Annotated in this window: 24 protein-coding genes, 1 tRNA gene and 1 pseudogene; 10 read left to right on the top strand and 16 right to left on the bottom strand. The window is 71.1% G+C overall.

The genetic code is table 11. From position 1 onward, the window contains the following. Positions 1–19 precede the first annotated feature (19 nt). The 4 genes and pseudogenes from L3Q67_RS12390 to L3Q67_RS12375 all read right to left on the bottom strand — a co-directional run. The gene (locus L3Q67_RS12390; protein WP_499189649.1) at positions 20–1,042 is read right to left on the bottom strand and encodes a beta-ketoacyl-ACP synthase III; all 1,023 of its coding nucleotides are present in this window, start codon (positions 1,040–1,042) and stop codon (positions 20–22) included. Between the two features lie 114 nt (positions 1,043–1,156). Next, the gene (locus L3Q67_RS12385) at positions 1,157–1,792 is read right to left on the bottom strand and encodes a response regulator transcription factor (RefSeq protein ID WP_499189648.1); all 636 of its coding nucleotides are present in this window, start codon (positions 1,790–1,792) and stop codon (positions 1,157–1,159) included. Then, entirely contained in the window at positions 1,780–3,003 is a 1,224-nt protein-coding gene (locus L3Q67_RS12380; protein ID WP_499189647.1) for a sensor histidine kinase, read from the bottom strand. The genes L3Q67_RS12385 and L3Q67_RS12380 overlap by 13 nt, the downstream gene beginning before the upstream one ends. Before the next feature lie 179 nt (positions 3,004–3,182). Further along, a pseudogene (locus L3Q67_RS12375) lies at positions 3,183–3,519 on the bottom strand (transposase); the annotation flags it as partial. 85 nt (positions 3,520–3,604) lie between these two features. On the opposite strand from L3Q67_RS12375, the gene L3Q67_RS12370 reads away from it, so the two are divergent. Further along, positions 3,605–4,705: a winged helix DNA-binding domain-containing protein gene (locus L3Q67_RS12370; protein ID WP_499189646.1), complete on the top strand. Its 1,101-nt coding sequence runs from the start codon at positions 3,605–3,607 to the stop codon at positions 4,703–4,705. 69 nt (positions 4,706–4,774) lie between these two features. Further along, a complete protein-coding gene (locus L3Q67_RS12365; protein ID WP_499189645.1) occupies positions 4,775–5,419 on the top strand; it encodes an NAD(P)-dependent oxidoreductase in 645 nt (214 codons plus the stop codon). On the opposite strand, the gene L3Q67_RS12360 is transcribed toward L3Q67_RS12365, so the two are convergent. The 3 genes from L3Q67_RS12360 to L3Q67_RS12350 all read right to left on the bottom strand — a co-directional run bounded on the left by L3Q67_RS12360 (position 5,416) and on the right by L3Q67_RS12350 (position 9,960). After that, positions 5,416–6,990: a thiamine pyrophosphate-binding protein gene (locus L3Q67_RS12360; protein ID WP_499189644.1), complete on the bottom strand. Its 1,575-nt coding sequence runs from the start codon at positions 6,988–6,990 to the stop codon at positions 5,416–5,418. The genes L3Q67_RS12365 and L3Q67_RS12360 overlap by 4 nt on opposite strands. Next, complete coding sequence (locus L3Q67_RS12355; protein ID WP_499189643.1) at positions 6,987–9,014, bottom strand: acetate--CoA ligase family protein; 2,028 nt, start codon at positions 9,012–9,014, stop codon at positions 6,987–6,989. Before L3Q67_RS12355 ends, L3Q67_RS12360 begins: the two co-directional genes overlap by 4 nt. Positions 9,015–9,156: 142 nt before the next feature. Beyond that, a complete protein-coding gene (locus L3Q67_RS12350; RefSeq protein ID WP_499189642.1) occupies positions 9,157–9,960 on the bottom strand; it encodes an alpha/beta hydrolase in 804 nt (267 codons plus the stop codon). Positions 9,961–10,300: 340 nt separating this feature from the next. Here L3Q67_RS12350 and L3Q67_RS12345 point away from each other — a divergent pair, with 340 nt between their 5' ends. Continuing rightward, positions 10,301–13,300: an ATP-binding protein gene (locus L3Q67_RS12345; protein ID WP_499189641.1), complete on the top strand. Its 3,000-nt coding sequence runs from the start codon at positions 10,301–10,303 to the stop codon at positions 13,298–13,300. A gap of 127 nt (positions 13,301–13,427) precedes the next feature. Continuing rightward, positions 13,428–14,609 (top strand): S8 family peptidase, encoded by a 1,182-nt coding sequence (locus tag L3Q67_RS12340; RefSeq protein ID WP_499189640.1) that lies wholly within the window; start codon positions 13,428–13,430, stop codon positions 14,607–14,609. Positions 14,610–14,673: 64 nt separating this feature from the next. Here L3Q67_RS12340 and L3Q67_RS12335 read toward each other — a convergent pair whose 3' ends face one another. The 5 genes from L3Q67_RS12335 to L3Q67_RS12315 form a co-directional block, all read right to left on the bottom strand. Beyond that, the gene (locus tag L3Q67_RS12335) at positions 14,674–15,222 is read right to left on the bottom strand and encodes a hypothetical protein (RefSeq protein WP_499189639.1); all 549 of its coding nucleotides are present in this window, start codon (positions 15,220–15,222) and stop codon (positions 14,674–14,676) included. A 219-nt stretch (positions 15,223–15,441) separates the two neighbouring features. Continuing rightward, positions 15,442–16,218 (bottom strand): hypothetical protein, encoded by a 777-nt coding sequence (locus L3Q67_RS12330; protein ID WP_499189638.1) that lies wholly within the window; start codon positions 16,216–16,218, stop codon positions 15,442–15,444. Positions 16,219–16,403: 185 nt separating this feature from the next. Further along, positions 16,404–16,580 (bottom strand): hypothetical protein, encoded by a 177-nt coding sequence (locus L3Q67_RS12325; protein ID WP_499189637.1) that lies wholly within the window; start codon positions 16,578–16,580, stop codon positions 16,404–16,406. A 96-nt stretch (positions 16,581–16,676) separates the two neighbouring features. Next, on the bottom strand, positions 16,677–17,363 hold the full coding sequence (locus tag L3Q67_RS12320) for a Crp/Fnr family transcriptional regulator (protein ID WP_499189636.1): 687 nt from the start codon (positions 17,361–17,363) through the stop codon (positions 16,677–16,679). 52 nt (positions 17,364–17,415) lie between these two features. Then, positions 17,416–17,604, bottom strand: a complete 189-nt coding sequence (locus L3Q67_RS12315; RefSeq protein WP_499189635.1) for a DUF1918 domain-containing protein — start codon at positions 17,602–17,604, stop codon at positions 17,416–17,418. A 121-nt stretch (positions 17,605–17,725) separates the two neighbouring features. On the opposite strand from L3Q67_RS12315, the gene L3Q67_RS12310 reads away from it, so the two are divergent. From L3Q67_RS12310 to L3Q67_RS12300, 3 genes are all read left to right on the top strand, one after another. Next, complete coding sequence (locus L3Q67_RS12310; protein ID WP_499189634.1) at positions 17,726–18,016, top strand: DUF2277 domain-containing protein; 291 nt, start codon at positions 17,726–17,728, stop codon at positions 18,014–18,016. 23 nt (positions 18,017–18,039) lie between these two features. Beyond that, positions 18,040–18,660 (top strand): hypothetical protein, encoded by a 621-nt coding sequence (locus tag L3Q67_RS12305; protein WP_499189633.1) that lies wholly within the window; start codon positions 18,040–18,042, stop codon positions 18,658–18,660. A gap of 98 nt (positions 18,661–18,758) precedes the next feature. Then, positions 18,759–18,989 carry a hypothetical protein gene (locus tag L3Q67_RS12300; RefSeq protein WP_499189632.1) on the top strand — a complete coding sequence of 77 codons (231 nt, stop codon included), beginning with the start codon at positions 18,759–18,761 and terminating at the stop codon, positions 18,987–18,989. Positions 18,990–19,150: 161 nt separating this feature from the next. Here L3Q67_RS12300 and L3Q67_RS12295 read toward each other — a convergent pair. Continuing rightward, positions 19,151–19,235: transfer RNA gene (locus tag L3Q67_RS12295), tRNA-Ser, on the bottom strand. 26 nt (positions 19,236–19,261) lie between these two features. After that, positions 19,262–19,729, bottom strand: coding sequence for a MarR family winged helix-turn-helix transcriptional regulator (locus L3Q67_RS12290; RefSeq protein WP_499189631.1), 468 nt, complete (start codon positions 19,727–19,729; stop codon positions 19,262–19,264). A 524-nt stretch (positions 19,730–20,253) separates the two neighbouring features. Here L3Q67_RS12290 and ypfJ point away from each other — a divergent pair. Next, a complete protein-coding gene (gene ypfJ, locus L3Q67_RS12285) occupies positions 20,254–21,159 on the top strand; it encodes a neutral zinc metallopeptidase (RefSeq protein ID WP_499189630.1) in 906 nt (301 codons plus the stop codon). A gap of 835 nt (positions 21,160–21,994) precedes the next feature. Here the strand turns inward: ypfJ and L3Q67_RS12280 are convergent. After that, a complete protein-coding gene (locus L3Q67_RS12280) occupies positions 21,995–23,530 on the bottom strand; it encodes a M28 family metallopeptidase (RefSeq protein WP_499189629.1) in 1,536 nt (511 codons plus the stop codon). Between the two features lie 196 nt (positions 23,531–23,726). On the opposite strand from L3Q67_RS12280, the gene L3Q67_RS12275 reads away from it, so the two are divergent. Continuing rightward, on the top strand, positions 23,727–24,701 hold the full coding sequence (locus L3Q67_RS12275) for an NAD(P)H-quinone oxidoreductase (RefSeq protein ID WP_499189628.1): 975 nt from the start codon (positions 23,727–23,729) through the stop codon (positions 24,699–24,701). Positions 24,702–24,707: 6 nt separating this feature from the next. Here L3Q67_RS12275 and L3Q67_RS12270 read toward each other — a convergent pair whose 3' ends face one another. Beyond that, a complete protein-coding gene (locus tag L3Q67_RS12270) occupies positions 24,708–25,907 on the bottom strand; it encodes a PLP-dependent aminotransferase family protein (RefSeq protein ID WP_499189627.1) in 1,200 nt (399 codons plus the stop codon). A gap of 91 nt (positions 25,908–25,998) precedes the next feature. On the opposite strand from L3Q67_RS12270, the gene L3Q67_RS12265 reads away from it, so the two are divergent. Further along, the gene (locus L3Q67_RS12265) at positions 25,999–26,559 is read left to right on the top strand and encodes a bacterial proteasome activator family protein (protein ID WP_499189626.1); all 561 of its coding nucleotides are present in this window, start codon (positions 25,999–26,001) and stop codon (positions 26,557–26,559) included. The last annotated feature ends 95 nt before the right edge of the window (positions 26,560–26,654 follow it).

The raw sequence follows: 26,654 nt of genomic DNA, 5'->3' as shown, positions 1-26,654 counted from the left end.
AGGGGTGCCCCACGGATTCCTACGCACCCACCAGCGCCGGCCAGCGCAGCAGGGTCGCGCCCCAGGTCAGACCGGCGCCGAAGGCGCTCAGCAGCACCTTCTGCCCGGCCAGCAGGTTGCCGTCCCGCTGGGCGTCGGCCATCGCCAGCGGGATCGACGCCGCGCTGGTGTTGCCGGTGCGCTCGATGTTCACCACGACCGCGTCCTGCGGCAGCCCGAGGTGCTTCGCGGTGGACTGCAGGATGCGGATGTTGGCCTGGTGCCCGATGAACCGGTCCACGTCGCCGACGGTCCAGCCCGCCTGGTTCAGCACCGTGCGCGAGGCTTCGGCCATGCGCGTGCCCGCCTGCCGGAACACCGCCTGCCCCTGCATGTCGAGGAAGTAGTCGCGCGGATCGTCGGACCGCCGCTGCTTCGCCCCGCCGGCGGGCACCATCAGCAGGTCCGCCAGCGCGCCGTCGCTGTGCAGTGCGAACGGGCCGAGCGCGCCGAGTTCGTCGGCGTCGCCGGCCCGCAGCACCACGGCACCCGCGCCGTCCCCGAAGATCGGCACGGTGCCGCGGTCGTCCGGATCGACCAGCGTGGTGAAGGCGTCCGCCCCGATGACCAGCACCCGCCGCGCGATCCCGCCCGCGATGAACCCGCTCGCGGTCGCCAGCGCGTAGAGGAATCCGCTGCACACCGCGTTCACGTCGACCGCGTTGACCTCGCCGAGCCCGAGCCGGGCGGCGACCTGCGGCGCGCTCGCCGGGCACACCTGGTCCGGCGTCGCGGTGGCCAGCACCACCGCATCGACCGCAGGGGCGTCGACCGCGGGGGCGTCGGCTCCGGCCGAGGCCAGTGCCAGCTCCCCGGCCGCCACCGCCATGTCCACAGTGGACAATCCGGGGCCTGCGACCCGCCGCTCGGCGATGCCGGTGCGGCTGCGGATCCACTCATCCGAGGTGTCGAGCCGGGTGGCGATCTCCTCGTTGGTGAGCACGCGCGGCGGAAGCCACGCGCCGAGTCCACAGAGCACGGCGGCCACTACAGATTCCTCCACCGGCCAGAGGAAGGGAAAACCTGGCCGCTCTTCACTTTTAAGACCTACCTCCCGGTATACCGGTGGGTTGTGTCTCAGGTCTCAACTCGAAGAATTTTCGCGTTACCCGGGAGGTCACCCGAGGAAGGCCAGCACCGCGAGAACCCGCCGGTGCCCGGCTTCGTCCGGCGGAAGATCGAGTTTCGCGAAGATGTTGCCGATGTGCTTGTGCACGGCCCGGTCGGTGACCACCAGCCGCTTCGCGATCTCCCCGTTCGCGAATCCCTGCGCCATCAGTTCCAGCACCTCGCGCTCGCGCGCGGTCAGCGCCGCCAGCGGGTCGTGCCGCCTGGTCAGCAGCTGCGCGACCACCTCGGGGTCCATCGCGGTGCCGCCGCCGGCGACCCGCTCCAGCGCGTCCAGGAACTCCGCCACCCTGGCGACGCGGTCCTTGAGCAGGTAGCCGACCCCGCCCTCGCCGCTGGAAAGCAGCTCACCGGCATAGGTCTGCTCGACGTACTGCGAAAGCACCAGCACGGGCAGTCCCGGCGTCTCGCGGCGGGCACGCAGCGCCGCCCGCACCCCTTCGTCGGTGAACGACGGCGGCAATCGTACATCCACAATGGACACATCGGGCCGGTGCCTTGCCGCCGCCTCGACGAAGGCCGCGCCGTCGGTCACCGTGTCGACCACCTCGTGCCCGGCGGTGCTCAACAGCAGCTTCAGCCCCTCGGTGAGCAGGACGTTGTCCTCGACGATCAGGACCCGCACGGGCAGTCCATCGCCACCACGGTCGGACCGCCCACCGGGCTGTCCACCATGAACTGCCCGTCCAGCGCGGCGATCCGGCGCCTCATCCCGGCCACTCCGGTACCCCTTTCCTCGCTGACCCCGCCGCGCCCGTTGTCCAGCACGATCACGCTCAAGGTATCGCCGATCCGGGTGACCGTGACCTGCGCACCGGTCGCTCCGCTGTGCTTGACCACGTTGGTCAGCGCCTCGTTGACCACGAAGTACGCGGCCGCCTCCACCGGGGCAGGCAGCTTGCCGAGCGTGGGCACGTCCAGCTCCACCGGCAGCGGGCAGTTGGCCGCCACCGCCGCCAGCGCGCCTTCCAGACCGCGGTCGGCCAGGATCGGCGGGTACATCGAGCGCAGCACGCCGCGCAGCTCGGTCATCGCCTCCTCGGCACCCTCCCGCGCCTCGGCGAGCAACTTGGCCACCGCCTGCGGGTCGCGGGCGAGCTGCTGCTCGGCCAGGCCCAGCCGCATGGCGATGGACACCAGCCTGGCCTGCGTACCGTCGTGCAGATCGCGCTCGATGCGCCGCAGCTCGGCACCGTGCGCGTCGACCGCCCCGGCCCGCGTCTCCTCCAGCGTCTCCACCCGCTCGGTCAGTTCCTCCCTGGCCGACGGCGCCAGCAGCAACGCGGAGATCCGGGCGCTCAGGTCAGCGATCCGAGGCGCCACGAACACGGCGAGGACGACGCACAGCAGCAACTGGACCAGCCCGAGCCCGATGGCGCTGCCCCAGTTGGTCACCGGGATGTTCGCGAGCACCCGCATCGGGTCGTCTTCCGGGAAGAGCCACCACAGCGCGATCGCCGGCACCGCGAGCAGCGGGATCAGGATGAAGCCGGTGCCGATCGTGCCCAGCACCAGCCCGGCGAGCAGGTGGACCGGCAACCAGCGCAGGTCGCGAACGGTCGCCGGATCGGCCAGCAGCTCACGCACCTGGCCACCAAGCCGCTCGTGGCCGGGGATCGTCCGCCCCAGGCGACCCCCCGCCCTCCGCCGCTCGAAGTCGGCGGCCATGGCCAGCCACCGCAATTCATGGGGCAACGCCAACAACCCGATCCCGAGCAGGCTGACCGCCGCCGTGAAGATCATCACCGGCAGCATCACCGCCGCGGTGATGCCGGTCCCCAGGGTCCCGAGGCAGTACCGAAGTGACTCGGCCACCCGGCGCCATACGTTGTCCATACCGCTGATTCTTCCCCCACCCCGGCCCTCGCGCGGTGTCGCCAGCTACACCATCCACCCCGCCGCCCGCTCCCATCACCCTGACTCCCCGCTCCCGCCGCCCTCAGCACCTCACCTCAGCCCCCGGCAGTCCGCCGCCCTCGGCTCCCCGCCGGCCACCAACCGAGATTCCGCATACGGCCAGCAGCCGGGGCGCGCTTGGAGATCAGCGGGGTGACGCCACGGGCTCGGACCAAGCGCCGGTACTTGTCGTGGTCATAGCCGCGGTCGGCGTAGAGCCGCTGCGGCAGCCGACGTGGCTTGCCGACCACGCCCCGAATGGGCGGGACGGCGTCGAGCAGCGGGATCAGCTGGGTGACGCCGCCTGCGGTGTCCTCCGGTCAGCGTGACGGCGAGCGGAGTGCCGTGCGTGTCGGTGATCAGGTGGTGCTTGGAGCCGGGTTTGCGCCGGTCGACCGGGCTCGGCCCGGTGTGGTCCCCCCTTTGAGCTCCAGCCGCGCCTACAGCTCGTCGGTCAAAACCTGATCACGCATCCGACAATGTTGGAAGATCCGACACCGCAGCCGAAGCCGACACGCCAGCTCTCTCTTAGGCTCTGCCCATGTCGACTGGGGACGTACTGGACACGCGTGCGCTCAACCGCGCCACGTTGAGCCGTCAGTTGTTGTTGGGGCGCGCGCGGATGGCCGCGTACGACGCGGTGGAGCACCTCGCCGGTTTGCAGGCGCAGGCACCGTTTCCGCCGTACTACGCGTTGTGGGCGCGGCTGGACGGCTTCCAGCCGGACGAGCTGTCCCAACTGCTGCTGGACCGCCGGGTCGTTCGCATCGTCACCATGCGTGGCACGGTGCACCTCCTCACCGCCCGCGACGCGCTCGACTGGCGCACGCTGACCCAGCCCCTGCTCGACAACTACATGCGGACCAATCCCACCTGGCGCGGGCTGGACTGCCCCGCGGTGGCGGCGGACGCACGCGAACTGCTCGCCGAGGGGCCGTTGTCCGGCAAGGCGCTGGGCGACGCGCTGGCCGAGCGATGGCCGGGACACACGCCGTCCTCGCTCTCGCAGGCGGCCAGGAACCTGCTGCCCCTCGTGCAGATCCCGCCGCGGGGTGTCTGGGGCCGGGCGGGACAGCCGACCTACGTGGTGCTGGACGAATGGGTTGGCGAGCCGACGGTGGCCAACCCGTCCCCGGAGGAGTTCGTGCTGCGGTACCTGCGGGCGTTCGGTCCGGCGAGCGTGATGGACGTGCAGGCCTGGTGCGGGCTGACCCGGCTCGGCGAGGTCGTCGACCGGCTGCGACCGCGCCTGCGCACCTTCCGCACCGAGGCCGGGCGCGAGCTGTTCGACCTGCCCGACGCGCCCCGGCCGGATCCCGACACCCCGGCGCCGGCGTGCTTCCTCGGCGGGTTCGACCAGAACCTGCTCTCGTTCGCCGACCGCACCCGCATCCTCAGCGAGGAGTACCGCAAGCGGATCTTCACCAAGAACGGGCTCATCCCGCAGGTGGTGCTGACCGACGGCTTCGTCAGGGGCCGCTGGACCATCGACCGCTCCGGTGGGGTCGCCACGCTGACCGTGGAACCCTTCGAGAAACTGTCCAAAAAGGACGTCAGTGCACTGGAGGCAGCCGGGGCGGAGTTGCTGCGGTTCGCCGAACCGGCCGCGGAGAGCCACGTGCTGATGGTTCCCTCCGGGTAACTGACTTTCGTTGCGGTAACGGATTTTTCCTGAATACGTTCGGCGGGGTCCGAGCGAAAGGGAAACGCAATGAGCGCAATCGTGGTTTTCGGGGCCGGAGGCCGCGCGGGCCGGGCGATCGTGGCCGAGGCGGCCGGGCGTGGCCACCGGGTGACCGCCGTGGTGCGGGATCCGGCCAAGCACGCCGACCTGACCACCACCGGGGTCACCGTGGTGACCGGCGACATCACCGACGCGGCCGGTGTCGCCGAGGTGTCGGCCGGGCACGACGCCGTGGTGAACGCGGCGGCCGAACTCGGCAGGCCGGCCGACCTGGTGTTCGCCGGGGCGGCACTGGCCCTGTTCGAAGGCCTGCCGCGCGCCGGGGTCAGCCGGCTGGTGGCGATCGGCATGGCAGCCAACCTGGAGGTGTCACCGGGGGTGCGGGTGCTGGACGAGCCGGGTTTCCCGGCCGAGTACCTGCCGTTCGCGCTCGGGCACACCACCGGCCTGCACCTGCTGCGCGCCGCGCCGGCCGAGCTGGACTGGGTGATGCTGAGCCCGCCGATGGTGCTCGACGAGGGACCGCGCACCGGCCGCTACCGCACCGGTGGCGACCAGGTGCTCACCCCGGGCGAGCCGGGCCACCTGTCCTACGCGGACCTGGCCATCGCGGTGCTCGACGAGATCGACACCCCGAAGCACCACCGCACGCGGATCGCCGTCGGGGATTAGCCGCGCAGGTGGATGACGGTGGGGCGGTGCGCTTCGAAGGCGTCGCGGAGGACGTCGACCAAGCCGTCGCAGTCGGGCAGGGTCACGCCGTGGCAGCCCATCGACCGGCCCAGTTCCGCGAAGTCGGGGCTGGGCAGGTCGACGGCGATCGGGAGGTCGCCGCGTTCGGCCATCTCGTCGCGGATTTCGCCGTACCCGCCGTTGTCCACCACCAGCACCGGCAGCGCCAGGCCGAGCGCGGCGGCCGAGGCGAGTTCCGCCACGGTGAACATGATGCCGCCGTCGCCGTGCAGCGCGGCCACCCGCGAGGACGGGCGGCCCAGCCGCGCGCCGATCGCCGCGGGCAGGCCGTAGCCGAGCGTGCCGAGGCCGGTCGGGTACAGGAAGGAGCCGGGGGTGTAGCGCGGCAGGTTCGACAGCGCGCCGTAGTAGCAGACCATCGCGCTGTCGGCGGCCAGGACGCCGTCACGGCCCAGCGTCTCGTCGAGCGCGGCGAGGATCGGCAGCCACGGCCCGCCCTGCCGGGTCGCTTCGGCGAAGATCTGCTGCCGCCAGCGGGCCACCCGGTCGAAAGAGTCCGAAATGGACACCCGGGTGATGCCGTCGAGCAGGGTGTGCAGGGTGCTCGCCGCGTCGCCGACCAGCGGCACGTCCGGATTGGCGTTGGTCACCACGCCCACCGGGTCGATGTCGACCCGGATCAGCTTGCCGGGGAAGCGCAGCGGCCCGTGCCACAGGTCCGCGGGCGCCAGTTCGGTGCCGACGGCCAGCACCACGTCGCAGTCGGCGGCGAACTTCGCGACCGACCGGTGGTGCAGCCCGGCGCCCAGCGCGCAGGCGTGGTCCTCGGGCAGGATCCCCTTGCCGTTGGCCGAAGACAGCACCGGCGCACCGAGCCGCGAGGCGAGTTCGGCGAGGGGTTCCGCGGCGGCCCTGGCGCCACCGCCGACGAGCACACCCGGCCGTTCCGCCGAGTTCAGCAACTCCAGCGCTCTGGCCAGTGCGCCGGCGGCCGGGACCGGTGGGGCCACCGGGATCGGCGGCACCGGGTCGATGTCGTCGGCCTCGTCGATCAGGTCGAGCGGGATTTCCAGGTGGAGCGGGCGCGGGCGTCCCGAGCGGAGTTGCGCGAACGCCTGCGCCACGGCCACCGGGATCTCGGCCACGCTGGTCACCCGGTGGCTGCCCGCGGTCACCGCGGCCATCGCGCCGGTCTGGTCGCGGACCTCGTGCAGGATTCCGTTGCCGCGTCCGGGGTGGCGTACCGGCGGTCCCGGGGAGATCAACAGCATCGGCACCGAATCGGAGTACGCCTGCGCGGCCGCGGTCGCCGCGTTGAGGATCGCCGGGCCGCTGGTGGTCAGGCACACGCCGGGCTTGCCGGTCACCCTGGCGTAGCCGTCGGCGGCGAACCCGGCGCCCTGCTCGTGCCTGGTCAGCACGTGGCGGACGCCGTAGCGCCCGAGCTCGGCGTAGATGCCGAGGTTGTGCGTGCCGGGGATGCCGAACAGCACCTCGACCCCGTGCGCGGCCAGCGACTCCACCAGCGCGGCCCCACCGCTGAGCTTCACGTGCGTTCCTCTCCGGCCCTGGTGAGCTGCGCGTCCACGGCGAGCACGCCGTCGGCACCGACCCGCACCGGGTTCAGTTCGATCTCGGCCACCGCCGCGCACCCGGCCAGCACCGAGGACACCGCCGCCACCGTTTCGGCCAGTGCCTTCACGTCCAGCGGTGCCCGTCCTCGCCAGCCGTCGAGCAGCGGATAGCACCGGAGCCTACGCAGCATCGTCAGTGCGCGCTCGGTGTCGACCGGACCCAGTTCGATCGTGGTGTCGCGGTGCAATTCGGCGTCCGTGCCCCCGGCGCCGACCACCACCAGCGGCCCGAACGACGGATCGCGGCGGGCGCCGATGATGATCTCCACGGTGCCCTGCCGGGTGTCCATTTCCTCGAGCACGTACGTGCCGGCGCCGAGCCGGTGGATCATGTCCTCCAGCGACCACACCGCCGACATCGCGTCCTTGAGTTCGAGTTCGACCCCGCCGGTGTCGTCCTTGTGCGCCACGAAGTCCGCTTTGAGCGCGTAGGGCGGGTTCAGTAGTTCCGCAGCGGCCAGCAGGCTTTCGCGATCGGTCACCGCCACGCCAGCGGGGAACCGCACCCCGGCCGACGCCACCAGGTCGCGGGCGGCGAGATAGCCCTCGCCGACCGGCGCCGCGCTGCCCCACACGAGCGGCAGCGGGCAGGGCGGCGCGAAGCTCGCGGCGGTGCCGAGCGCACCGGCGGCCGCCTCGACGGTGTGATAGGTCGGCACGCCGCAGTCCCGCAACGCGCGCACCGCGTCGGAATCGGCGGACATGCTGTGCACCACCACCGGGATCCCGGTGCGGTGCACGGCGAAGCCGAATTCGGCGACCACCCCGAGTTCGGTCTCCCGCAGCATCGGCGTGTCCTCGCCGTAGCTGCCGAAGTACCCGGTCAGCAGCACCGCGTCCACCTCGCCGCTACCGGTCAGCTCGCGCACCACGCGGGCGTAGCTGCGCAGGTCCTGCTCGCCGCCGCCGGCCAGGTCGACCGGGTTGATCGCGTTCGCCGCGTCCGGCAGGCCTGCTTCGATCCGGGCGGCCAGCACCGCGGGCAACGGCGTGACCCGCAGTCCGGAGCGCGCGGTGACGTCGGCGGCGACCGCGCCCTGACCACCGCTGTCCCCGACGATCGCCACCCGGTTTCCCCGCGGCCGCACGGTGAGCAGCAGGTAGCGCGCCAGGTCGATCATCTCGGCCGGGGTGCGCACGCGGACCGCGCCCGCCGCCCGGCAGGCCGCGTCAACCACCTCAAGGGAGGAAGCGGGCGCGCCGGTGTGCGAGCGCGCCGCGGGGCTCTCGCCGACTGTGAGCACCACGACCGGCTTGCCCGCCTCGGTCAGCCGGGTGACCGTGCGGACCAGTTCGCGGCCGTCGCCGAAGCTTTCCGCGTAGATCGCCACCACCCGCGTGGACGCGTGGTCGACCAGTTCGCCGACCGCTTCCTCCAAGGTCACGTCGGCCTGACGGCCCACCGAGACGAACCGCGAGACGCCGATGCCCACCTCCGCCGCCAGCCTGGCCAGCTCCAGGCCGACCTGGCCGCTCTGCGAGACGATGCCGAGCGCGCCCGGCTCGAACCGGCCCCAGGCCAGCGCCAGCTGGGTGTCCGCGTCGAACAGGCCGAGGCAGGCCGGGCCGAGCAGCCGCGCCCCGCCCGCGCGCACCCGGCGCGCCAGTTCGTAGTCGTCCTCGAGGCCGCCGCTGATCCCGACCAGACCGCGAACGCCCAGCTCCAGCGCCTGGTCGACGATCTCCGGCACGACCCGCGCCGGCACGCTGAAGACCACCAGCTCAGGCGGTTCCGGCAGGTCGGCGAGGGTGGCGTACGGGATCCGGCCCGCCACCGAGCCACCCCGGTGGTTGACCAGGTACACGCGGCGCCGGTCTTCGCCGGTGAGCGCGCCCCTGGCCAGCCAGTGCCCCCACTTGGCCGGGTCCGCGCTCGCGCCGACCACGGCCACCGAGGCCGGGTCCGAGAACGGGGACGGCGGGGTCACTTCCTCGCTCATGCCCGCGCGGCCCCTCTGGCGATGAGCTTGGCGTCGTGCATCCAGTTCTCCACGAGCGTTCCCGGCAAGTCGGCGAGCCGGAAGGCTACCGCTTGGTCATCACTGATCGGTACACCGAACCGCACGCGCCCCACCCCCACGGCTACGGGTTCACCACGGCGTCGATGAGCTGGGCACCGTCCAGCAGGGCACGGTCGTTGTGGTCGGCGCCGTGCACCGGGACCGCGCGGGCCCGGCCGGCGGCGGCCACCTCGACGCTCTGTTCCGGCGGCACGATCGAATCGGCGTCGCCGTAGACCACGGTGATCGGGGCGGTGACGCGCCGGACGTCCTCGGCCACCGGGAAGCGGTCCCACAGCAGTGAGCGCACCGGCAGGAACGGGTACTGCAGCTGCCCCACCGAGGGCAGGTCCGTGAACGGCGATCGCAGGACGAGCGCGGCGGGTGGTCGTTCGGTCGCCAGCTTCGTCACCAGCGAGCAGCCGAGGCTCTCGCCGTAGTAGCGCAACCTGTCCTGCGGAACGCCCAGCTCAGCGGTGAGAAAGCGGTGTGCTGCACGGATGTCCTGCGTCAGCCCCTCTTCGCTCGGCGAGCCGGGGTTGCCGCCGAAGCCGCGGTAGTCGAAGAGCAGCACGCTCAACCCGCGGCCGGACAACGCGCGGGCCAAGGGCGCCCGCATCGACCGGTCACCCGCGTTGCCCGGCGCGACGAGCACGGTGAAGCCGGTGTCCGTGCCGCGCGCGGGCACGAACCAGCCACCCAGCCGGATCCCGTCCGCGGTGTCGAAGGTGACGTCGCGTGCGCCCGGCAGGAAGGACGCCGCGGCGGGCACCGGATCGGTCGCGGGGAGGTAGACGATCCGGCGCTGGAACGCGTAGAGCAACGAGACCAGGAGCAACGCCACCGCGACCAAGCAGCCCAGTCCGATCAGCCACGGCCGCCACATCCGTTAAGTGTGCCACGCAAGCCCCGTGGCAAGAGTGTTATTCGATATTCACCCGAACGTGTGGGTCCATCCGTAGGAACTTTGGTTGCTTACTGGACGTGACATCCCGGCTCACACGTCCGAGGGAGTTACTGCCGGAACAGGTGAAGAACATCAGTTGACTACCCAGTGTCATCCGAGGTCCACCGGAAGTCGGCAAAACGGTGACATTCCGTTCCGAATCGACCTTTTCACCTGGGGATTCGTGGAGGTGTACAAGGTTTACCTGCGGGTGCCGGACTGCCTAGGCTCCGCCTAGCGCGGTGACCTGCCCCAGTCACCCGTTGTCGAGGAGCGAGCCATGAAGTGGATGGCCCAACGCCCTGCAACCGTCGTGCCGGCCCTGCCGGCCACGTCAGCCACGTCGGCCACACCGGTCACGGCGCTGCCGTCGGTCTGCCCACCGGTGGGTTCGGTGCTGTCCGTGCGGACGAGTTCACCTGTGCTCGTCGGCCGGGACACCGAGCTGACCACACTGGTCGAACTGGTCGCCGAACGCCCGTCCGCCGTGCTGCTGGAAGGCGAAGCGGGCATGGGCAAGACGCGGCTGGTGCAGGAACTGCTGCGGCGGCCCGAACTGGCGGGCACGCGGGTGCTCACCGGCTCGTGCCAGCCGCTGCGCGAGCCCTTCCCGTACGGCCCGGTGCTGGAAGCGCTGCGCGGTGTCGCCGACTTCCCGATCGGGCCGCTGAGCCCGGTGGCCGGTGTGCTCCGGCCCCTGCTGCCGGAGATCTCCGACCTGCTGCCACCGCGACCGCAGCCGCTGACCGACCCCGCCGCCGAACGGCACCGCGAGTTCCGCGCGATCCGCGAACTGCTCGGCGCCTGCGGTCCCGCGCTGCTGGTGATCGACGACCTGCACTGGGCCGACGAGCGCACGCGCGACCTGCTGTGGTTCGTGCTGTCGCGGCCGCCGGAGCAGCTCGGCGTGGTGGTCACCTACCGCAGCGAGGACCTGCGCACCGGCGGTCCGCTCGGCGTGCCGTACCGCCCGGCCGAGGGCGTGCGCGCGGCCCGCGTGCAGCTCGGCCCGCTGGACGTGCCCGCGGTGCGCATGCTGGCCTCGACCATCCTCGACGCGCCGCGCGTGGCCGAGGAGTTCGCCTCGAAACTGCACGAGAGCACGGCCGGGATCCCGTTCGTGGTCGAGGAAACGCTGCGTGCGCTGCGGGGTCCGGCCGGTGCGGTCGAGGTCGACCGCGCGACCGGGCACCGGCTGCTCGACAGCCTCGAAGTGCCGGTGTTGCTGCGGGAGGCGATGACCGAGCGGATGAGCACGCTGTCCGACACCGCGGTGCGCGTCGCCCGCTCGGCCGCGGTGCTCGGGGTACCCGCGGAGATCTCGCTGATCGGCGCGCTCGCCGGGCTGCGCGGGCGGCCGCTGTCCACCGCGCTGGCGCAGGCGCTCGACGCCGGTGTGCTGCGCGAAGTGACCCGCGACCGCTACGGCTTCCGGCACGCGCTCGCGATGAAATCGGTCTACGACGCCATCAGCGGCCCGGAAAGACAGTTGCTGCACGCGCGCGCGATGCGGGCGTTGGCAGCTTCCGAGCCCCCACCCCTGGTGCAGCTGGCCGGGCACGCGAAGTCCGCGAGCCGCGTCGGCGAATGGCAGCGGTACGCCGAAGCCGCGGCGGACCAGGCGATCGAACTCGGCGAGACCTCACTGGCCATCGACGCGTTGCAGGCGGTGCTCGACGGCACCACGCCCACCGCCGAGGACGCCGGGCGGATGGCCGAAAAGCTCAGCCGGGTGGCGTTGCGCGGGCTGCGCCCCGACGTCACCAGGACCCTGGAGAAGGTGATCGCGCAGCACGAGTTGTCGCCGGTGGTGCGCGGCACGATCAGGATGAACACCGGCCTGCTGCTGGTGCGCAAGAGCGGTGAACTCTCCCGCGGCCGCGCCGCCGTGCAGAAGGCCATCGACGAACTCGCCGGTGATCCGGAACTCGCCGCGCGCGGGATCAACCTGCTCGCGCAGCCGATCGACGGCACCACCCCGCTTTCCTGGCACCAGCACTGGATGGAGCGCGCACAGGAGGTCTACGACCAGCTCGACGACCCGGAACTGCGGCTCGCGCTGACCGCCGACCGCATCGCCGGGCGCGCGCACATCGGCGACGGCTCGGCGTGGGACGAGTTCGAGCGGTTCAAGTCCGACGCCGGTGAGGTCGCGGTGACCGTGGCCGAACGCGTGCAGCAGGCCCGGTTCTGGTGCAACCTCGCCGACGCCGGTGCCTGGGTCGGCCACCTCGACCGGGCCGCGCACATCCTCAAGGACGGCCTCCGGATCGCGAACTGCGCCGGCGCGCTCTTCGTCACCGGCAACGGGCAGTCGACCAGGGCGCGGCTCGACTGGCTCACCGGCAACTGGTCCGGGCTCGCCGAATCCGCCGAGAACCTGCGCGAGAAGTACCGCGACCTCGCGGCCATCACCTCGGAATCGGCGCTCGTGCTCGCCGGGCTCGCCTGCGTGCGCGGTGAGTTCGACGAGGCCGAGAAGCACCTCGCGGCGACGAACCTGCTCAACCCCGAGCAGGGCGTGATGACCGTGGTGCTCTGCGCGGCCGGGATGCTCGCGCGGGTGCGGCTCACCGCCGGTGACGTGCCGGGTGCGTGCGCCGCGGCCGACCACGGCATGGCGACCGCGCGCCGCAAGCAGATCTGGGTGTGGGCGGCGGAGCTGGTGCCCTCGGCGGTCGACGCCTACGTGCACGCCGGCCGCCTCGAGGACGCCGAGCGGGCCATCGAGGACTTCGCCGAGGGCATCGCCGGGCGTGACGCACCGGCTGCCGCCGCGGGACTCGCCGCCGCTCAGGCGATTCTGCTTGCCGCACAAGGGAAGCACGCGGACGCGGCCGACCGCTTCACCACCGTGCGGGAGCTGGCGGACGCGATGCCCATGCCGTACCTGGCGCACTGGGCCCGCGAACGCGGGGCGCTGTCCCGCCTCGAAGCCGGTGACACCAGCACCGCGTTGACCGAACTGAGCGCCGCCGCCGACGGGTACGAGGCGCTCGGTGCGGCCAGGGACGCGGGCCGCTGCCGTCACCGCCTGCGCGAGCACGGCGCCTGGGCACCGTCACAGCGAGGCAGGCGCGGTTACGGACAGCAATTGTCACCGCGTGAGAAGGAGGTCGCGGAAATGCTCGCGGCCGGGCGCACCAACCGTGAAATCGCCAACGGGCTTTTCCTCTCGCCCCGCACGGTGGAACAGCACGTGGCGAATGTCCTGCGAAAACTCGGTGCGCGGTCCCGCACCGAGGTCGGGCGGAAAACAGCTTTAAATACGTACCCCTAGTGAAGGATTTGCGGATTGTTCGCCGGGTGGCCCCGGGTGAGGATTTTTCGTGAGCGACCGGCAACCAGGCGGTCACTCACCCCCCGTTCCCATCAAGCACAGCGCCACCGGATCGAACGGAGTACCCATGGTGAACTTCCGCAAGCCGTTGTACGCGGGCCTGCTGGCCGCGGTGACCGGTCTGACCGTCGCGGTCGGCGGTACCGCGATCGCCCAGCCGGACGAGGGGCAGATCCGGACCTCCGGCACCGGAGCGGCGATCCCGGGCAGCTACCTCGTCAAGCTGAAGGACCAGATCGGCATCACCTCGGTCAGCGACACCGCGGCGGAACTCACCGCGAAGCACGGTGGCTCGGTCGGGCTGACCTACACCGCGGCCATGCAGGGCTTCTCGGCCAACCTGAGCGAGCGGCAGGCGAAGCGGCTGGCCACCGACCCGAGCGTGGAGTACGTCGAGCAGGACGCCACGTTGACCATCCAGGGCACGCAGACGAACCCGGTGTGGGGCCTGGACCGGATCGACCAGCGCAACCTGCCGCTGAACAAGACCTACACCTACCCCAACGGCGGTGAAGGCGTCACCTCCTACATCGCGGACACCGGGATCCACCTGACCCACCCGGACTTCGGCGGCCGGGCCACCAGCGGTTACGACTTCATCGACAACGACACCAACGCCTCCGACTGCCAGGGTCACGGCACGCACGTCGCGGGCACCGTCGGCAGCACCACCTACGGCGTGGCCAAGGCCACCAGCCTGGTCGCGGTGCGCGTGCTGAACTGCTCCGGTTCCGGTTCCTACGCCCAGATCGTGGCCGGCATCGACTGGGTGGCCAAGAACGCGAAGAAGCCCGCCGTGCTGAACATGAGCCTCGGTGGCGGCGCGGCCTCCAGTGTGGACACCGCGGTTCGCAACGCCAGCAACGCGGGCGTGACCGTGGTCGTGGCGTCGGGCAACTCCAACGCGAACGCCTGCAACTCGAGCCCGGCCCGCGCGCCGGAGGCGATCACCGTGAACGCCACCGATTCCAGTGACAACCGCGCGAGCTTCTCGAACTACGGCACCTGCTCGGACATCTTCGCGCCGGGTGTCAGCGTGACCTCCACCCGCAACGGCGGTGGCACCGCGTCGATGTCCGGTACCTCGATGGCCTCGCCGCACGTGGCCGGCGCCGCCGCGGTCTACCTGTCGGCGAACCCCTCGGCCACCCCGGCCCAGGTGCAGACCGCGCTCAAGAACGCCGCGACCAACGGCGTGGTGAAGAACCCGGGCTCCGGCTCGCCGAACAAGCTCCTGTTCGTCGGCTGATCCGCCCGATACAACGAAACCGGCCCACCGCGTTCTCGCGGTGGGCCGGTTTTCGTTGCTGTGCTCAGCGTCCGCTCCTGGCCTGGGACACCATCTGGTCGAACACCGGGCCGATGAGGTCCTCGAACTGGTCCTCGATCTGCTTCACCGGGTTCTTCGGCTTGGGCGCGCTGGTCTTGGGCGGAAGAGCGCTGCGGGCCTCACCGGCGCTCGACGGCTTCTTCGGCTTCGGCTTGCTCTCCGACGCGGCGACCACCGCCTTGGCCTGCTTCGGTTTCCGTTGCGGCTGCCGGGTTTCCGGCGCGACCGGCGACTCCACGACGGGCTCGGGTTGCGCGATCACCCGTGGCGGCGCCTGAATCGGCGCCTGCGCGGTTTCCAGCGGCGTGGGCACCGGCTCCCCGCCGGGCGTGCCGAGCCAGCCGACGAAGAACAACGCCGCGGCGGCGCCCATCACCAGTGCGGCGTGACGCAGGCCACCGCGTTCGGCGGCGGCCACCGGCTCACCGACCCGGGCACCCGCTTCGCTCGCCCCGATGATGCCGGTGCGGTCGTGCAGGTTCTCCGGTGCGGGTGTGCCGTGGGGTGGTTGCCGCCGAGGAGTCCGCGTCACCAGCCAAACCTCCGATGCTTGGTGTCACCGGCTTTGCGCCGACCGTGACCACGCGAGTGAGGCGAAGCTACCAGCGGGTTCAGCCCCGGCGGAACCGCATCCGGCCCACGGACCGGCTCGTGGGCCGAGAACAACTCGATCGGGTGACGGGAAAAATCCTCGCCGGAGCCGGCGGGCCGTTCGCCCCCCTTCGGCGAACGGACCGCCGGCTCGACTCGCTCAGTGGTTCCCGGTGTTCCCACTGTTTCGACGCAGGTGGGCGATCAGCCGTTCCCGCATCGCCGCACCCACGTGTTCCGGCGTGCCCATCGCGTGCACCCCGCGGCCGGCGCCCGCCCGCGGAATGGCGGGCAGCCGCCCGGTGTCCACACTGGCCAGCAACTGCTCGGCCAGCGCCGGATCCCCACTGGCGAGCAACCTGCCCAGCGCACCGCGGTGCATCTGGCCCAGCCGGATGCGGCCACGGGGGTGGGCCGCCCGGCCGCGCACCGCCGGGTCGATCCGGAGCCGCACCCGGCACGGTCCAATGTGGATCGCCGGGTCGGCGGTGAAGAACTCCAGCTGCGCGTTGAGGTCCGCCTCCGCGTCGGCGTAGTCGCCGATGTCGTAGCCCGCAGCGATCTCGCGCAGGAAACCGGCCAGTGCCGGCCGGACGGTGGCCGTGGCGTCGCGCACCCGGCGGCGCACCACCTGCGCCGGGCTGTCCACCCGGCAGGTGCCGCGGACGCACGCGTCGAACAGCAGGTCCGGGTCCTCGGCGGGCAGCGCCTCGCTGAAGCCGACTTCGTGGTCCGCCAGGTCCACCACCCACGACCGCAGGTAGTTCCCCAGCCAGGCGTCCGGGACCCGGCCGTCCGCGTCCACCACCACCGGCTCGCCCTCCCTGGGCTCGAGCACCAGCGCGGTACCGCGCTTCGGCGGGGTGATCGGGGCGAACAACCGGACCGCGCGTGGGCGGCGCACTTCCAGGATCGGGTCGAAGGTCGGGTCCGTCACCAGTACTCCGTTTCTCGGAAAAGCGCCAACGCACTCCACGCGTTCCCGGAAACGAATCCCCGGCTTTGCGCTGAATGTCGTACTCGGCAAGTCTCAAAGGAAGTCACCGGGAAAAACAAGGCCGTACCCGTGTCGAAAAAGATGACACTTCCGGGACAACTGCCACCGAGCGGAAGGAAGGCCGCTCAGCGCCCTTCCGCGTGCTCGTACACCGTCGGGACCACGGGGGTGTAGCCCGCCGAAACCGAATCGCCGAACAGCGGGTTGAGCTGGACGCCGAGCAGGAAACCGCTGATCAGGCCGATCAGCAGGGCGGTGGCGACGATCCTGACCATCAGCGCCGGTGCGCACATCATTCGCATTTTCGAATCCCCTTTTCCGGTAGCTGATTACCGTGGCAAGATCACGATATCCCGCACACCGGGGAGCTTCTGCGTCAAATGACGTGCAACGGCGAATCAGCGCTCGTCGTCTTCGAGCAACGCGCGCAGAGTGGGCACGTGGACCTGGATCCAGCCCCGGCCGGTGGACACGATGTGTGCCCGCCGGAGTTCCTCCAGCACCCGCGTCACCGAAACCAGTGACGCCAGCACCATGTCCGCCAGTTCCCGCTGAGTCAAGCGAATCACCGCCAGTTCCCCGGAACGGATCTCCGCGTCGGCGAGTTCGAGCAGGCACTGCACGGTGCGGCGGCGGGCGTCGAGGCGGTGCTGGTGGCGGTGCAGATCGCTGTCGCGCAGGCGCGCCACCGCGTTCATCAGCACCGGCCAGGCGATCTTCGGCCGCTCACGGCACAGCGCGGCGAACCGGACCGCGGGCACCACGAGGGCGCGCACCTGCCGCAGCACCTGCACGGTGGCCGAAACCGGGCCGCCGTCGACCGCGGCCATGTCGCCGACGAGTTCGCCGGGCCCGCGGCGCGCGATGACCGTGCGGTTGCCGCTCGGGTCGGCGCGGAAGACCTCGACCAGCCCGCCGTAGAGCACGAAGACCCCGTCGGCGCCTTCGCCCTCGCGGCACAGCGTGGCCGGGCGCGGGTAGGAGCACAGCGCCCCCGCGCCCGTCAGCGCCTGCCGGTCGGCCGGTTCCAGCGCACCCCAGAAGGTGTCCGGATCGGCCTGCGGCAGCGGATCACGCCAGCTCACGCGCACGCTCGCACGACGAAGTCCCCCTCCCCCGGTACCGGTCGTGCCCCGCTCAGGCCTCGCGGTCGCGCACCACGGAGTCCGCTCCGGGGCTGACCAGCGCTTCGTGCCCGTCGGGGAAGCGCACCCGGTAGGGCGGGTTGCCGTCCGCGCCGAGCACCTCCACGATTTCGGCGGACCGGTCCTGCTGGCCGACCACCCGGCCGTGGGTCAGCAACTGGTCGCCGACGCGTGCCCGCATGGTTCCTCCCTTCGTCACCGGTGCTACCAGGATGCCCGTTCTGCTGGCCCCGGCACAGCGTGCGCGCGGGTGAAACGCCCTTTTCGAGCCACTTTCGAGCCGGGCGACGTAGGGTGGTGACATGTGCCGCAACATCACCAACCTGCGTGGACTGGAGCCAGTCGCCACCGACGAGGAGATCCAGGCCGCGGCCGCGCAGTACGTCCGGAAGGTCGGCGGGGTGAGCTCCGTGTCGGCCAACAACCGCGAGGCCTTCGAGATCGCGGTGGCCGAAATCGCCGCCGCGACCGAGAAGCTGATCAACTCGCTGCCCGCGCGCCGCAAGCCGCCTGCCGTGGTGCCGCCGCTGCGCCGGCCCGAGGTGCAGGCACGGATCGCCGCCCGCGAAGCAGCGAAGGCCGCCAACGCCTGACCGTTTCTGGTCAAATAGGTGACATGACCGTGCCGTCGACGCGGGGCCTGGCGCGCCTGCTGCCGCAACCGCCCCGGGTGCCGACGCCGCTGGGTGCCGTGACGTTCAGCGGGGTGCTCGGCACCTGGCACATCTCGCCGCGCCCGGCGACAGCCTTCCGCCTGCCCAGCGGCGGCACGCTTTCGCGCTGGACCCACCGGGCCGTGACGCTCGACCTGCTCACCGGCCCACTCCCCACGCCGGGTTCGCCGTGGGGCGCCGTCTGGTACGTCGTCGCCCACCGCCGTCTGGAGGTCGTCGACCTGACGCTGGGCCTGCCGGGCGCCACCGGCTCGCTGGATTCCAGCACCCTGACCGTCACCGAGGCAGGCACCCAGGTCACCCTGGCCGGCCCAGCTCCGGACGCACTGGCGGCCTACGCCCGCGAAGGCACGCACCTGCCCGCCCGCTGGGCCACCACACCCGGTGTCGTCACCCAAACCGCCGCCGGCGCCCTGACCTGGCGATTGCCCGCCCTCCTGCCGGGGGAACACGCGCGGATCGGCACAGCCGTCGCTTGGAACTCCGCTTCAGCCGAAGATGCCGCCTGGTTCGCCGCTTCGGTCCCCCTGGAAACCGCCCTCACCGCCCTGGTCGGACATTGACGAACTGGCGGATGCCGTCTGTCCGCCGTGCGGAGCACGCTCGCGGGGATTGCCGGGTTTTCACCCGCGGCCCCCAGGTGCCGTGAAAAGATCTTGGCGTGAAGAAAACACTGGGGCGTCTTGGCGCCGTTACCGTCATCGTCGGTTCGCTTTTCGGGTTCGCGGCAGGCACCGCTTCCGCGGGGAACCCGCAGTACATCCGCAGCTACTACTGGCAGGCCGAATGCGAGCGCGCTGCGGACGGAATCCGCAGCGGGGGCGACCTCGCCGCGTACTGCACCTGGGACAAGGGGCACACCGAGTGGGATCTGTTCGTCCTCTCGCTCTGAGCTGACCCCCGAGGTGCTGCTTCCCGGTCGTCTTGGCCGGGGAGCAGCACCTTTTTTGTGGCGGTTCGGGCTCAGCGGTACCAGCACGTCACCGCACCGGGCCGCCGAGCGAGCGCGGAGCAGGTCGGTGGCCACCGGTGGGAGCGTCCTGATCAGAGGTGCGGAAGCGGAGGGATTTGAACCCCCGGTTGGTTTCCCAACGCTCGCTTTCAAGGCGAGTGCATTCGGCCGCTCTGCCACGCTTCCCTGTCCCCGAGCCTAGCTGCTTCGGGTCACCAGCCGCCGCCGAGGTGGTTGTTCACCCGCGTGAATGCTTCGCCCAGCACGATCTGTTCTTCTTCGGTCAGCAGGTCGATCAGGTGCGCCCGCACCCCCGTCACGTGCGTGGGCGCCGCTCGCTGGAGCAGCGCTCGGCCGTTCTCGGTGAGCACGGTGATCACGCCGCGTCGATCAGCGGGGTCGCGTTCGCGCTGGACATAACCCTCGTGCTCCAGCCGCCCCACCTGGTGCGAGAGGCGGCTCTTCGTCGACCCGAGCATGGCCGCCAGCTCCGACATCCGGGCCCGCCCGTCGTCACTGGCCGAGAGCGCGACCAGCACTTCGTAGTCGATGAGCGAGAGGTCGTGCTCCTCGGCGAGTTCGCGGTGCAGCCGCTGGCGCAGGTGCAGCGTGGCGACGATGTAGGACCGCCAGGCGAGCATCTCCCGCTCGCTCAGCCACCGCGGTTCTTCCTCGCTCATGCTACGCAGAGTAGAACCCCGGCGGCCCCTCCCCGGCGGCGGGGATCTTCCGCCGAAAGTGGTCGCGGAAACGGTTGTGAGTACGTCCGCAGAAGCGCATTCTGGACTCCAGCGGATGGCACGACCCGCACCGCGGCACACCGGTCAGGCGCGCCGGGACGGGCCTCCACCCGGGAAAGGGTTAGGTGGTGCAGTGACTGGTGATTCCTCGCGGTCGACCGCCGGCTGTGTTCCCGCGACCAGGACAGTCCCCGTGGCGACCAGGTCGTGATTGTGAACAGCACGAGCGCGGGCTTCCTTACGTGCGCTCGGGTCTGAAACGCGCATTTCGGCGTCGTTCGAGCCTGTGCCATCGGTGGGGCCTCCGTGACCTCACCGGCAGCGCTCCTCGCCGGCCCGGCATGCGGCCGACCGCGGTAGTTTCCATGACAACCTCGGTAGTCCTGGGTGCCGTCCCGCAACGGACGGCACCCAGGCTTTTTCTTGCCCCGGCAGGGTTTCCGGTCGGCGGTTAGGCTTCTCGGGTGCGATTCGACGAAGGTGCAGGCCTCGATCTGTCCGAGGTCCAGGATCAGCGTGGTGGTGGCGGGGTCGGTGGCCGGGTCGCCATCGGCGGCGGCGGGCTCGGCGTGCTCGGGCTGGTGGTGTACTTCCTGTTCTCCCAGTTCGGCGGGGTCGCCCCGAGCGGGTCCGGGCTGTCCGGCCTCGGCTCCGGGCAGCAGACCGACAACACGTCGCTGTCGTCGGAGTGCCGCACCAGCGCGGACGCGAACCGCAACCGCGACTGCGCCACGGTCGCGGTGATCAACTCGATCCAGGACTACTGGGCCGCCGAATTCGCCCGGTCCGGGCAGACCTACCGCAAGGCCACCACGACCTTCTTCAGCGGCGGCGTGCGCACCGGCTGCGGCAACGCCACCTCCGACGTCGGCCCGTTCTACTGCCCGGCCGACTCCAAGGTCTACATCGACCTGGCGTTCTTCGAGGAACTGCGCTCGCGCTTCGGTGCGCAGGGCGGACCGTTCGCGGAGGCGTACGTGCTGGCGCACGAGTACGGGCACCACGTGCAGAACCTCAACGGCACCTCGGACCGCGTGCGCAGCCGCAGCGGCCCGGCGTCGGACTCGGTCCGGCTCGAACTGCAGGCCGACTGCTACGCCGGGGTCTGGGCCAACCACGCCACCACCACCCCGACCGAAACCGGCAGGCCGCTGGTCACCGACATCACCCAGGACGACATCAACCGCGCCCTGGACACCGCCGCCCGCATCGGCGACGACTACATCCAGCGCGAACTGGGCGGTGGCCGGGTGGACGAATCGCAGTTCAGCCACGGCAGCTCGAAACAACGTGAAAAGTGGTTCACCACCGGCATCACCACCGGCGACCCGGCCCGGTGCGACACCTTCAGCACCCGAGACCTGGGCTGACCCCCGCTCCCGACCGCTCATGACCGCGGCACTCAGCTGCACCCGAGTCCCACATTCAGGCGCCCGAGTTCCACGTTCAAACACCCGAGTCCCACACTCGGGCACCCGAGTTCTACGTTCAGGCGGCCGAGTCCCACACTCGGGCACCCGAGTTCCACGTTCAGGCGGCCGAGTTCCACATCCCAGCGGCCGAGTTCCGCACTCGCGGCGGCTGTGTCCCACGTTCAGGCGGCTGAGTCCTGCGTTCGAGGCCTGAGTGTGGAACTCGGGTGCGCGAGTGCGGGGCTCGGCTGTCCGAACGTGGGACTCGGCTGTCCGGACGCAGGACTCGGGCACGGGAGCGCAGGACTCGGCCGCCTGAACGCGGCTTTCAGCTTCGCGAACGTGGGACTCGGGCCTGCGAATGTGGGGCTCGGCTGCACGAACGTAGAACTCGGGCAAGCGAACGTGGGGTTCAGTTGAACTCAGCTGCACCAAGCTGGGGCCCGGCGAGCCGAACGCAGCCCGCAAGTGTGGGACTCGGCTGCCTGAACGTGGGACTCACCTGCCCGAGTGCGAACCCAGGCTTTTGAACGTGGAACTCAGCGGCCCGAGTGCGGAACCCGGCTGCCTGAACGCGGAGTTCCGGTGCCAAACGTGGGACTCAGCGACCCGAGTGTGGAACTCGGGTGCCTGAACGTGGAGTTCGGGGGTCTGAACGTGGAGTTCGGGGGTCTGAACGTGGGGCTCGGGTGCGCGAGTGTGGGGGGCGGGGGTTTGGACGTGGAGGGCGCCGGGGGTGGAGGTGGGGCGGGTGGGGGTCGTGAGGGTGGATGGCGCTCACGACCCCCGGCGGTCAGGAGGCGACGGAGTGCGTGTGCTCGGCGTGGGCCGAGAGGCTGCGCTGCGTCTTCCGCTGGTCCGCGGTCTTCTTCTTGTTCTTCGCGCCCTGCGGCCCGACACCGTTGACCTCTTCGGTGCTGATGCCGTAAACGGCGGTCACCCAGGCCAGCGCGTCGGAGTTGCGGTCGAGCGCCTTGCGGTCCACGTTGCCGAGGTTGTCGCACGGCTGGTGGTAGCACGGGTCGTAGGCCACGCCGGCCTTGCCGCCCCACTTCGCGGCCTGCGCCTCGGTCTTGATGCCCTCGGCGCCGGTGAACAGGCCACCGGCCGGGATGCCCAGCGCGATGAAGCCGCCGTAGTCGGAGCGGCCGCTGAAGTCGGTGTCCTCCACCGGGATGCCCTGCGCACTCAGGTAGCCGACGAACTGCTGCTCGATCTGCGCCGAACCGTACGGGCCGGGGCCCGAGCCCTCACCGGCCGAGTCGTCGCCGTCGTAGGCGAAGTACGCGGCGTTCGGCGAGCCGATCATGTCGAAGTTCAAGTACAGCGCGATGTCCAGCTGCTGCTCGAAGCTGAGCTGGCTGGTGTAGTAGTCCGAGCCGACCAGGCCGAACTCCTCGGCACCCCACCAGGCGAACCGCACCGCGTTGTTCACCTTCGGGCTGCCGCCCAGCTGCAGCGCGGTCTCCAGCAGCCCGGCCGAGCCGGTGCCGTTGTCGTTGATCCCGGCGCCGCCCGGCACGCTGTCCAGGTGGGCACCGGCCATCACGACGTTGTCCTTGCGGCCCGTCTTGGTCTCGGCGATCACGTTGGAGGTGGTGCGTTCCTCCTGGATGGTGCGCAGTTCCAGGGTGACCGAAGCGCCGTTCTGCCCGGCCAGCGTCTGACCGGCCGCCTGGGTGATGCCCCCGGTCGGGATCTTCGCGTCCGCCGGGTCGCCGAGCGTGCCGTTCAGGTCGCCTTCGGTGTTGTTGTAGATGATCGCGCCGACCGCGCCGGCTTCGGCCGCCGCCTGCTGCTTCTGCGCGAACGAGCAGGCACCGCGGGAGACCAGCACGATCTTGCCGGTCACGCCGGTGTAGTCGCTCGCCTCGCAACCGGGGGTGGCATCCCCCGGGACCACCGCGAGCGGCGCGGTGATGCCGCCGACCGGCGTGGACGGGCTGTAGGTCATCACGATGATCGGCACGTCCGCCCCGGCCACCTCGAGGCTCTCGGCGAGCGTCTCGGAGTAGGTGAACGGGAACTGCTGCCTGGTCACGGTGAAGCCCGCGGCCTCCAGCTTGGTGGCGACGTAGTCGGCGGACCGGTCGTAGCCAGGGGTGCTGGCGGCACGGGTCCGGCCGTTCTGGTCGGCGATGCGCTGGAGGGCGATCAGGTGCCGGTTCACGCCACCCACGTCGACCTTCTTCACCAGCTGTTTCGCCAGTGCAGGCCCGTCCGGCACCGCCTGCGCCTGCGCGCCGGCGGCCGGGGCGGTGCCCAGCGCCAAGCCCGCGCAGGCCGCCAAAGCGACCGCAGGCGCGAGCTTTTTCCTCACGGATGACATCGAGCGGTTCCCCAATCAGTCGAATCGGCACCGGCCGCGCTCAGCCCCGACCCGGCCGGCTACCGAGATGCGCATCACTTTCAGCTGTTTTCCGGTGGCGGTCAAGGTGCATTGGTAGGATTTCCGACAGTCAGCGTTTCACCTTTGTTTACCGGCGCCGGTAACGAATTGACATGACGGGTTTATGGTCGGCGGTATGCACGCGATCACGATCAGCAAACCAGGCGGACCGGAGAACCTACGCTGGAGCGAGGTCCCCGACCCGGAACCAGGCCCCGGCGAGGTGCTGGTGGAGGTCACCGCGAGCGCGGTGAACCGCGCCGACCTCATGCAGCGGCAGGGTCTGTACCCGCCGCCGGCGGGCGCCAGCGAGATCATGGGCCTCGAATGCTCCGGGGTGATCGCCGAACTCGGCGAAGGCGTGGAGGGCTGGGCCGTCGGCGACGAGGTCTGCGCGCTGCTCGCCGGCGGCGGTTACGCGGAGAAGGTGGCGGTGCCCGCCGGGCAGCTGCTGCCGGTGCCGGGCGAGGTCAAGCTGGTCGCGGCGGCCGGGCTGCCCGAGGTGGCCTGCACGGTGTGGTCGAACGTGGTCATGCACGCGGGCCTGGCCGAGGGCGAGGTGCTGCTCATCCACGGCGGCGCCGGCGGCATCGGCACGCACGCGATCCAGGTCGGCAAGGCGCTCGGCGCGACCGTGGCGGTCACCGCGGGCTCGGCCGACCGGCTCGACCGCTGCCGCCAGCTCGGCGCCGACGTCACCATCAACTACCGCGACCAGGACTTCGTCGAGGTGCTGAAGGCCGAAACCGGGGGCGCCGACGTCATCCTGGACAACATGGGCGCCAAGTACCTCGGCAAGAACGTCGACGCGCTCAAGCCGGACGGCAGGCTGATGGTGATCGGCATGCAGGGCGGGGTCAAGGGCGAGCTGAACATCGGGCAGCTGCTCGGCAAGCGCGCCAGCGTGACCGCGCTCGGCCTGCGCGGGCGGCCGGTGGAGAACAAGGCACGCATCGTCAGCGCGGTCCGCGAGCACCTGTGGCCGCTGGTCGAGCGCGGCACCGTCGCGCCGATCGTGGACCAGGTGCTGCCGCTGGCCGAAGCGGCCACCGCACACCGGACCCTGGACGAGGGCGGCGTGTTCGGGAAGATCCTGCTGTCCCGCTCCTGAACCGGCTCAGCGGAGTTCTTCGAGGACCCGCACCAGCTGGTTGATCTCGAAGACGTTGGAGTAGTGGGCGAGGCCGATGCGGACCGCACCGCCGACCTCGCCCACGCCCAGCGACGCGAACACCCCGCCGGTGCCGTCGTCGGCGAACGCGCAAAGTCCTTGCGAGGCAAGGTATTCGGCCACTTCGGGCGCTTTCTTGCCCGCCACGGTGAAGGCCAGTGCCGGGATGCGGCGCATGGCGTCACCGATCACCATCACGTGCCGCAGCGACCGCAGTTCCGTGCTCAGCTGGGCCAGCAGGCCGGCGTGGTACGACTTCGCCGACCCGAGCGAGGTGACCAGCTTCTCCCGCCGCGAGCCGATCGCGGCATCGTCCAAACCGGACAGATAGTCCACCGAGGCGACGAGCCCGGCGAGCAGCGGGTAGGCGTGCGGGCCCAGTTCCAGCCGGGCGGGGCCGCGGGCGCCCGCCTCCAGGGAGACCGACGGCAGCCGCTCCAGCAGTTCCGGATCGCGGAAGACCAGCGCGCCGACCGCGGGACCGCCCCAGGCCTGCGCCGAGACCACCATGATGTCCGCGCCGAGCGCCTGCAGGTCCAGCGGCACGAACGGGGCCGCGTAGGTGGCGTCGACCACCACCAGCGCGCCCACGCGCTTGGCGAACTCGATGATCGTCGGCACGTCCGGGCGGGTGCCGACCGAGCCGGACGCCAGCGTGACGGTGACGACTTTAGTACGGGCGGACACCAGGTTCTCGTACTGCCACGCGGGCAGCTCGCAGGTCTCGATGTCGATCTCGCCCCAGCGCACCACCGCGCCGACGCGCTTGGCCGCGCGCCACCACGGTGCCAGGTTCGCCTGCTCGTCGAGCCGGGACACCACCGCTTCGTCGCCGATGGTCCACCGCTCGGACAGCACGTCCACCAGGCGCTGGAGCAGCACCGAGGCGCTCGGCCCGAGCACCACCCCGGCCGGGTCGGCGCCGACGAGGTCGGCCACCGCGCGGCGGGCCGCCGAAACGATGCTCTCCGCACGCTGTGAGGCCGGAAAAGCGCCGCCCGGCCCGGAAACCGGCGCGCGCATCGCCGTCGACACCGCCGAGGCCACCTGTTCCGGTACCAGCATCCCGGCCGCGCCGTCGAAGTGAATCCAGCCGTCACCCAGCGCGGGGAACAACCCACGAATCCGAGCGACGTCGAAGGCCATGCGCACACGGTACGGAGCCCGGGAACCACAGTGTGCTCCGGGGTTGGCCTGCGAACCGCGTGACCAGCCACGGACCGCTAGGCTCGGGACCATGACCGAGCCGAATTCCCCGAAAGACACGAACGGCGAGTCCGCCCAGCACGTCGTGGTGGTCGGGCCAGACGGGTCCCCGGTCGGCACGGCCCGGATCGCGCCGAGCGAGGAAGCCGAGCAGAACGAGACCGTCGGCGACCTCGTCGAAGAGCCAGCCAAGGTCATGCGCATCGGCACGATGATCAAGCAGCTGCTCGAAGAGGTCCGCGCGGCGCCGCTGGACGACGCCAGCCGCAACCGCGTCCGCGAGATCCACGCGACCTCGGTCAAGGAGCTGGAGCAGGCGCTGGCGCCGGAGCTGCGCGACGAGCTGGAGCGCCTGGTCTCGCCGTTCACCGAGGACTCCACCCCGACCGACGCCGAGCTGCGGATCGCGCAGGCGCAGCTGGTCGGCTGGCTGGAGGGCCTGTTCCACGGCATCCAGACCGCGTTGTTCGCCCAGCAGATGGCGGCCCGCGTGCAGCTCGAGCAGATGCGGCGCGGCCTGCCGCCCGGCGCGTCGGCCGCCGGCGGCGACCACCCCGGACCCGGCATCAGCGGCACCGGGCAGTACCTGTGACCGGACGGGCGCGCGGACAGACCATTCGCGCGCCCGTGAAAACCGGCCCATTCAGGCGATCTTGAACCGACTCCGCGGCCCCGGGTAACAGCGCC

This window comes from Saccharothrix sp. AJ9571 (genome assembly GCF_021725495.1).
GTDB classification, from domain to species: Bacteria; Actinomycetota; Actinomycetes; order Mycobacteriales; family Pseudonocardiaceae; genus Amycolatopsis; species Amycolatopsis magusensis.
Note: the sequence above shows the minus strand (reverse complement) of the source record. Positions and strands in the feature narration are given on the sequence as shown.

Excerpts from the sequence above, each read along its gene's own strand:
- L3Q67_RS12325 (WP_499189637.1), bottom strand. The coding sequence starts at position 16,580 with ATGCGAATGATGTGCGCACCGGCGCTGATGGTCAGGATCGTCGCCACC.
- L3Q67_RS12270 (WP_499189627.1), bottom strand. The coding sequence starts at position 25,907 with ATGGCCTTCGACGTCGCTCGGATTCGTGGGTTGTTCCCCGCGCTGGGT.
- L3Q67_RS12340 (WP_499189640.1), top strand. The coding sequence starts at position 13,428 with ATGGTGAACTTCCGCAAGCCGTTGTACGCGGGCCTGCTGGCCGCGGTG.
- L3Q67_RS12305 (WP_499189633.1), top strand. The coding sequence starts at position 18,040 with ATGACCGTGCCGTCGACGCGGGGCCTGGCGCGCCTGCTGCCGCAACCG.
- L3Q67_RS12290 (WP_499189631.1), bottom strand. The coding sequence starts at position 19,729 with ATGAGCGAGGAAGAACCGCGGTGGCTGAGCGAGCGGGAGATGCTCGCC.
- L3Q67_RS12275 (WP_499189628.1), top strand. The coding sequence starts at position 23,727 with ATGCACGCGATCACGATCAGCAAACCAGGCGGACCGGAGAACCTACGC.
- L3Q67_RS12365 (WP_499189645.1), top strand. The coding sequence starts at position 4,775 with ATGAGCGCAATCGTGGTTTTCGGGGCCGGAGGCCGCGCGGGCCGGGCG.
- L3Q67_RS12370 (WP_499189646.1), top strand. The coding sequence starts at position 3,605 with ATGTCGACTGGGGACGTACTGGACACGCGTGCGCTCAACCGCGCCACG.
- L3Q67_RS12355 (WP_499189643.1), bottom strand. The coding sequence starts at position 9,014 with ATGAGCGAGGAAGTGACCCCGCCGTCCCCGTTCTCGGACCCGGCCTCG.
- L3Q67_RS12310 (WP_499189634.1), top strand. The coding sequence starts at position 17,726 with ATGTGCCGCAACATCACCAACCTGCGTGGACTGGAGCCAGTCGCCACC.
- L3Q67_RS12380 (WP_499189647.1), bottom strand. The coding sequence starts at position 3,003 with ATGGACAACGTATGGCGCCGGGTGGCCGAGTCACTTCGGTACTGCCTC.
- L3Q67_RS12345 (WP_499189641.1), top strand. The coding sequence starts at position 10,301 with ATGAAGTGGATGGCCCAACGCCCTGCAACCGTCGTGCCGGCCCTGCCG.
- L3Q67_RS12265 (WP_499189626.1), top strand. The coding sequence starts at position 25,999 with ATGACCGAGCCGAATTCCCCGAAAGACACGAACGGCGAGTCCGCCCAG.
- L3Q67_RS12280 (WP_499189629.1), bottom strand. The coding sequence starts at position 23,530 with ATGTCATCCGTGAGGAAAAAGCTCGCGCCTGCGGTCGCTTTGGCGGCC.
- L3Q67_RS12350 (WP_499189642.1), bottom strand. The coding sequence starts at position 9,960 with ATGTGGCGGCCGTGGCTGATCGGACTGGGCTGCTTGGTCGCGGTGGCG.
- L3Q67_RS12315 (WP_499189635.1), bottom strand. The coding sequence starts at position 17,604 with ATGCGGGCACGCGTCGGCGACCAGTTGCTGACCCACGGCCGGGTGGTC.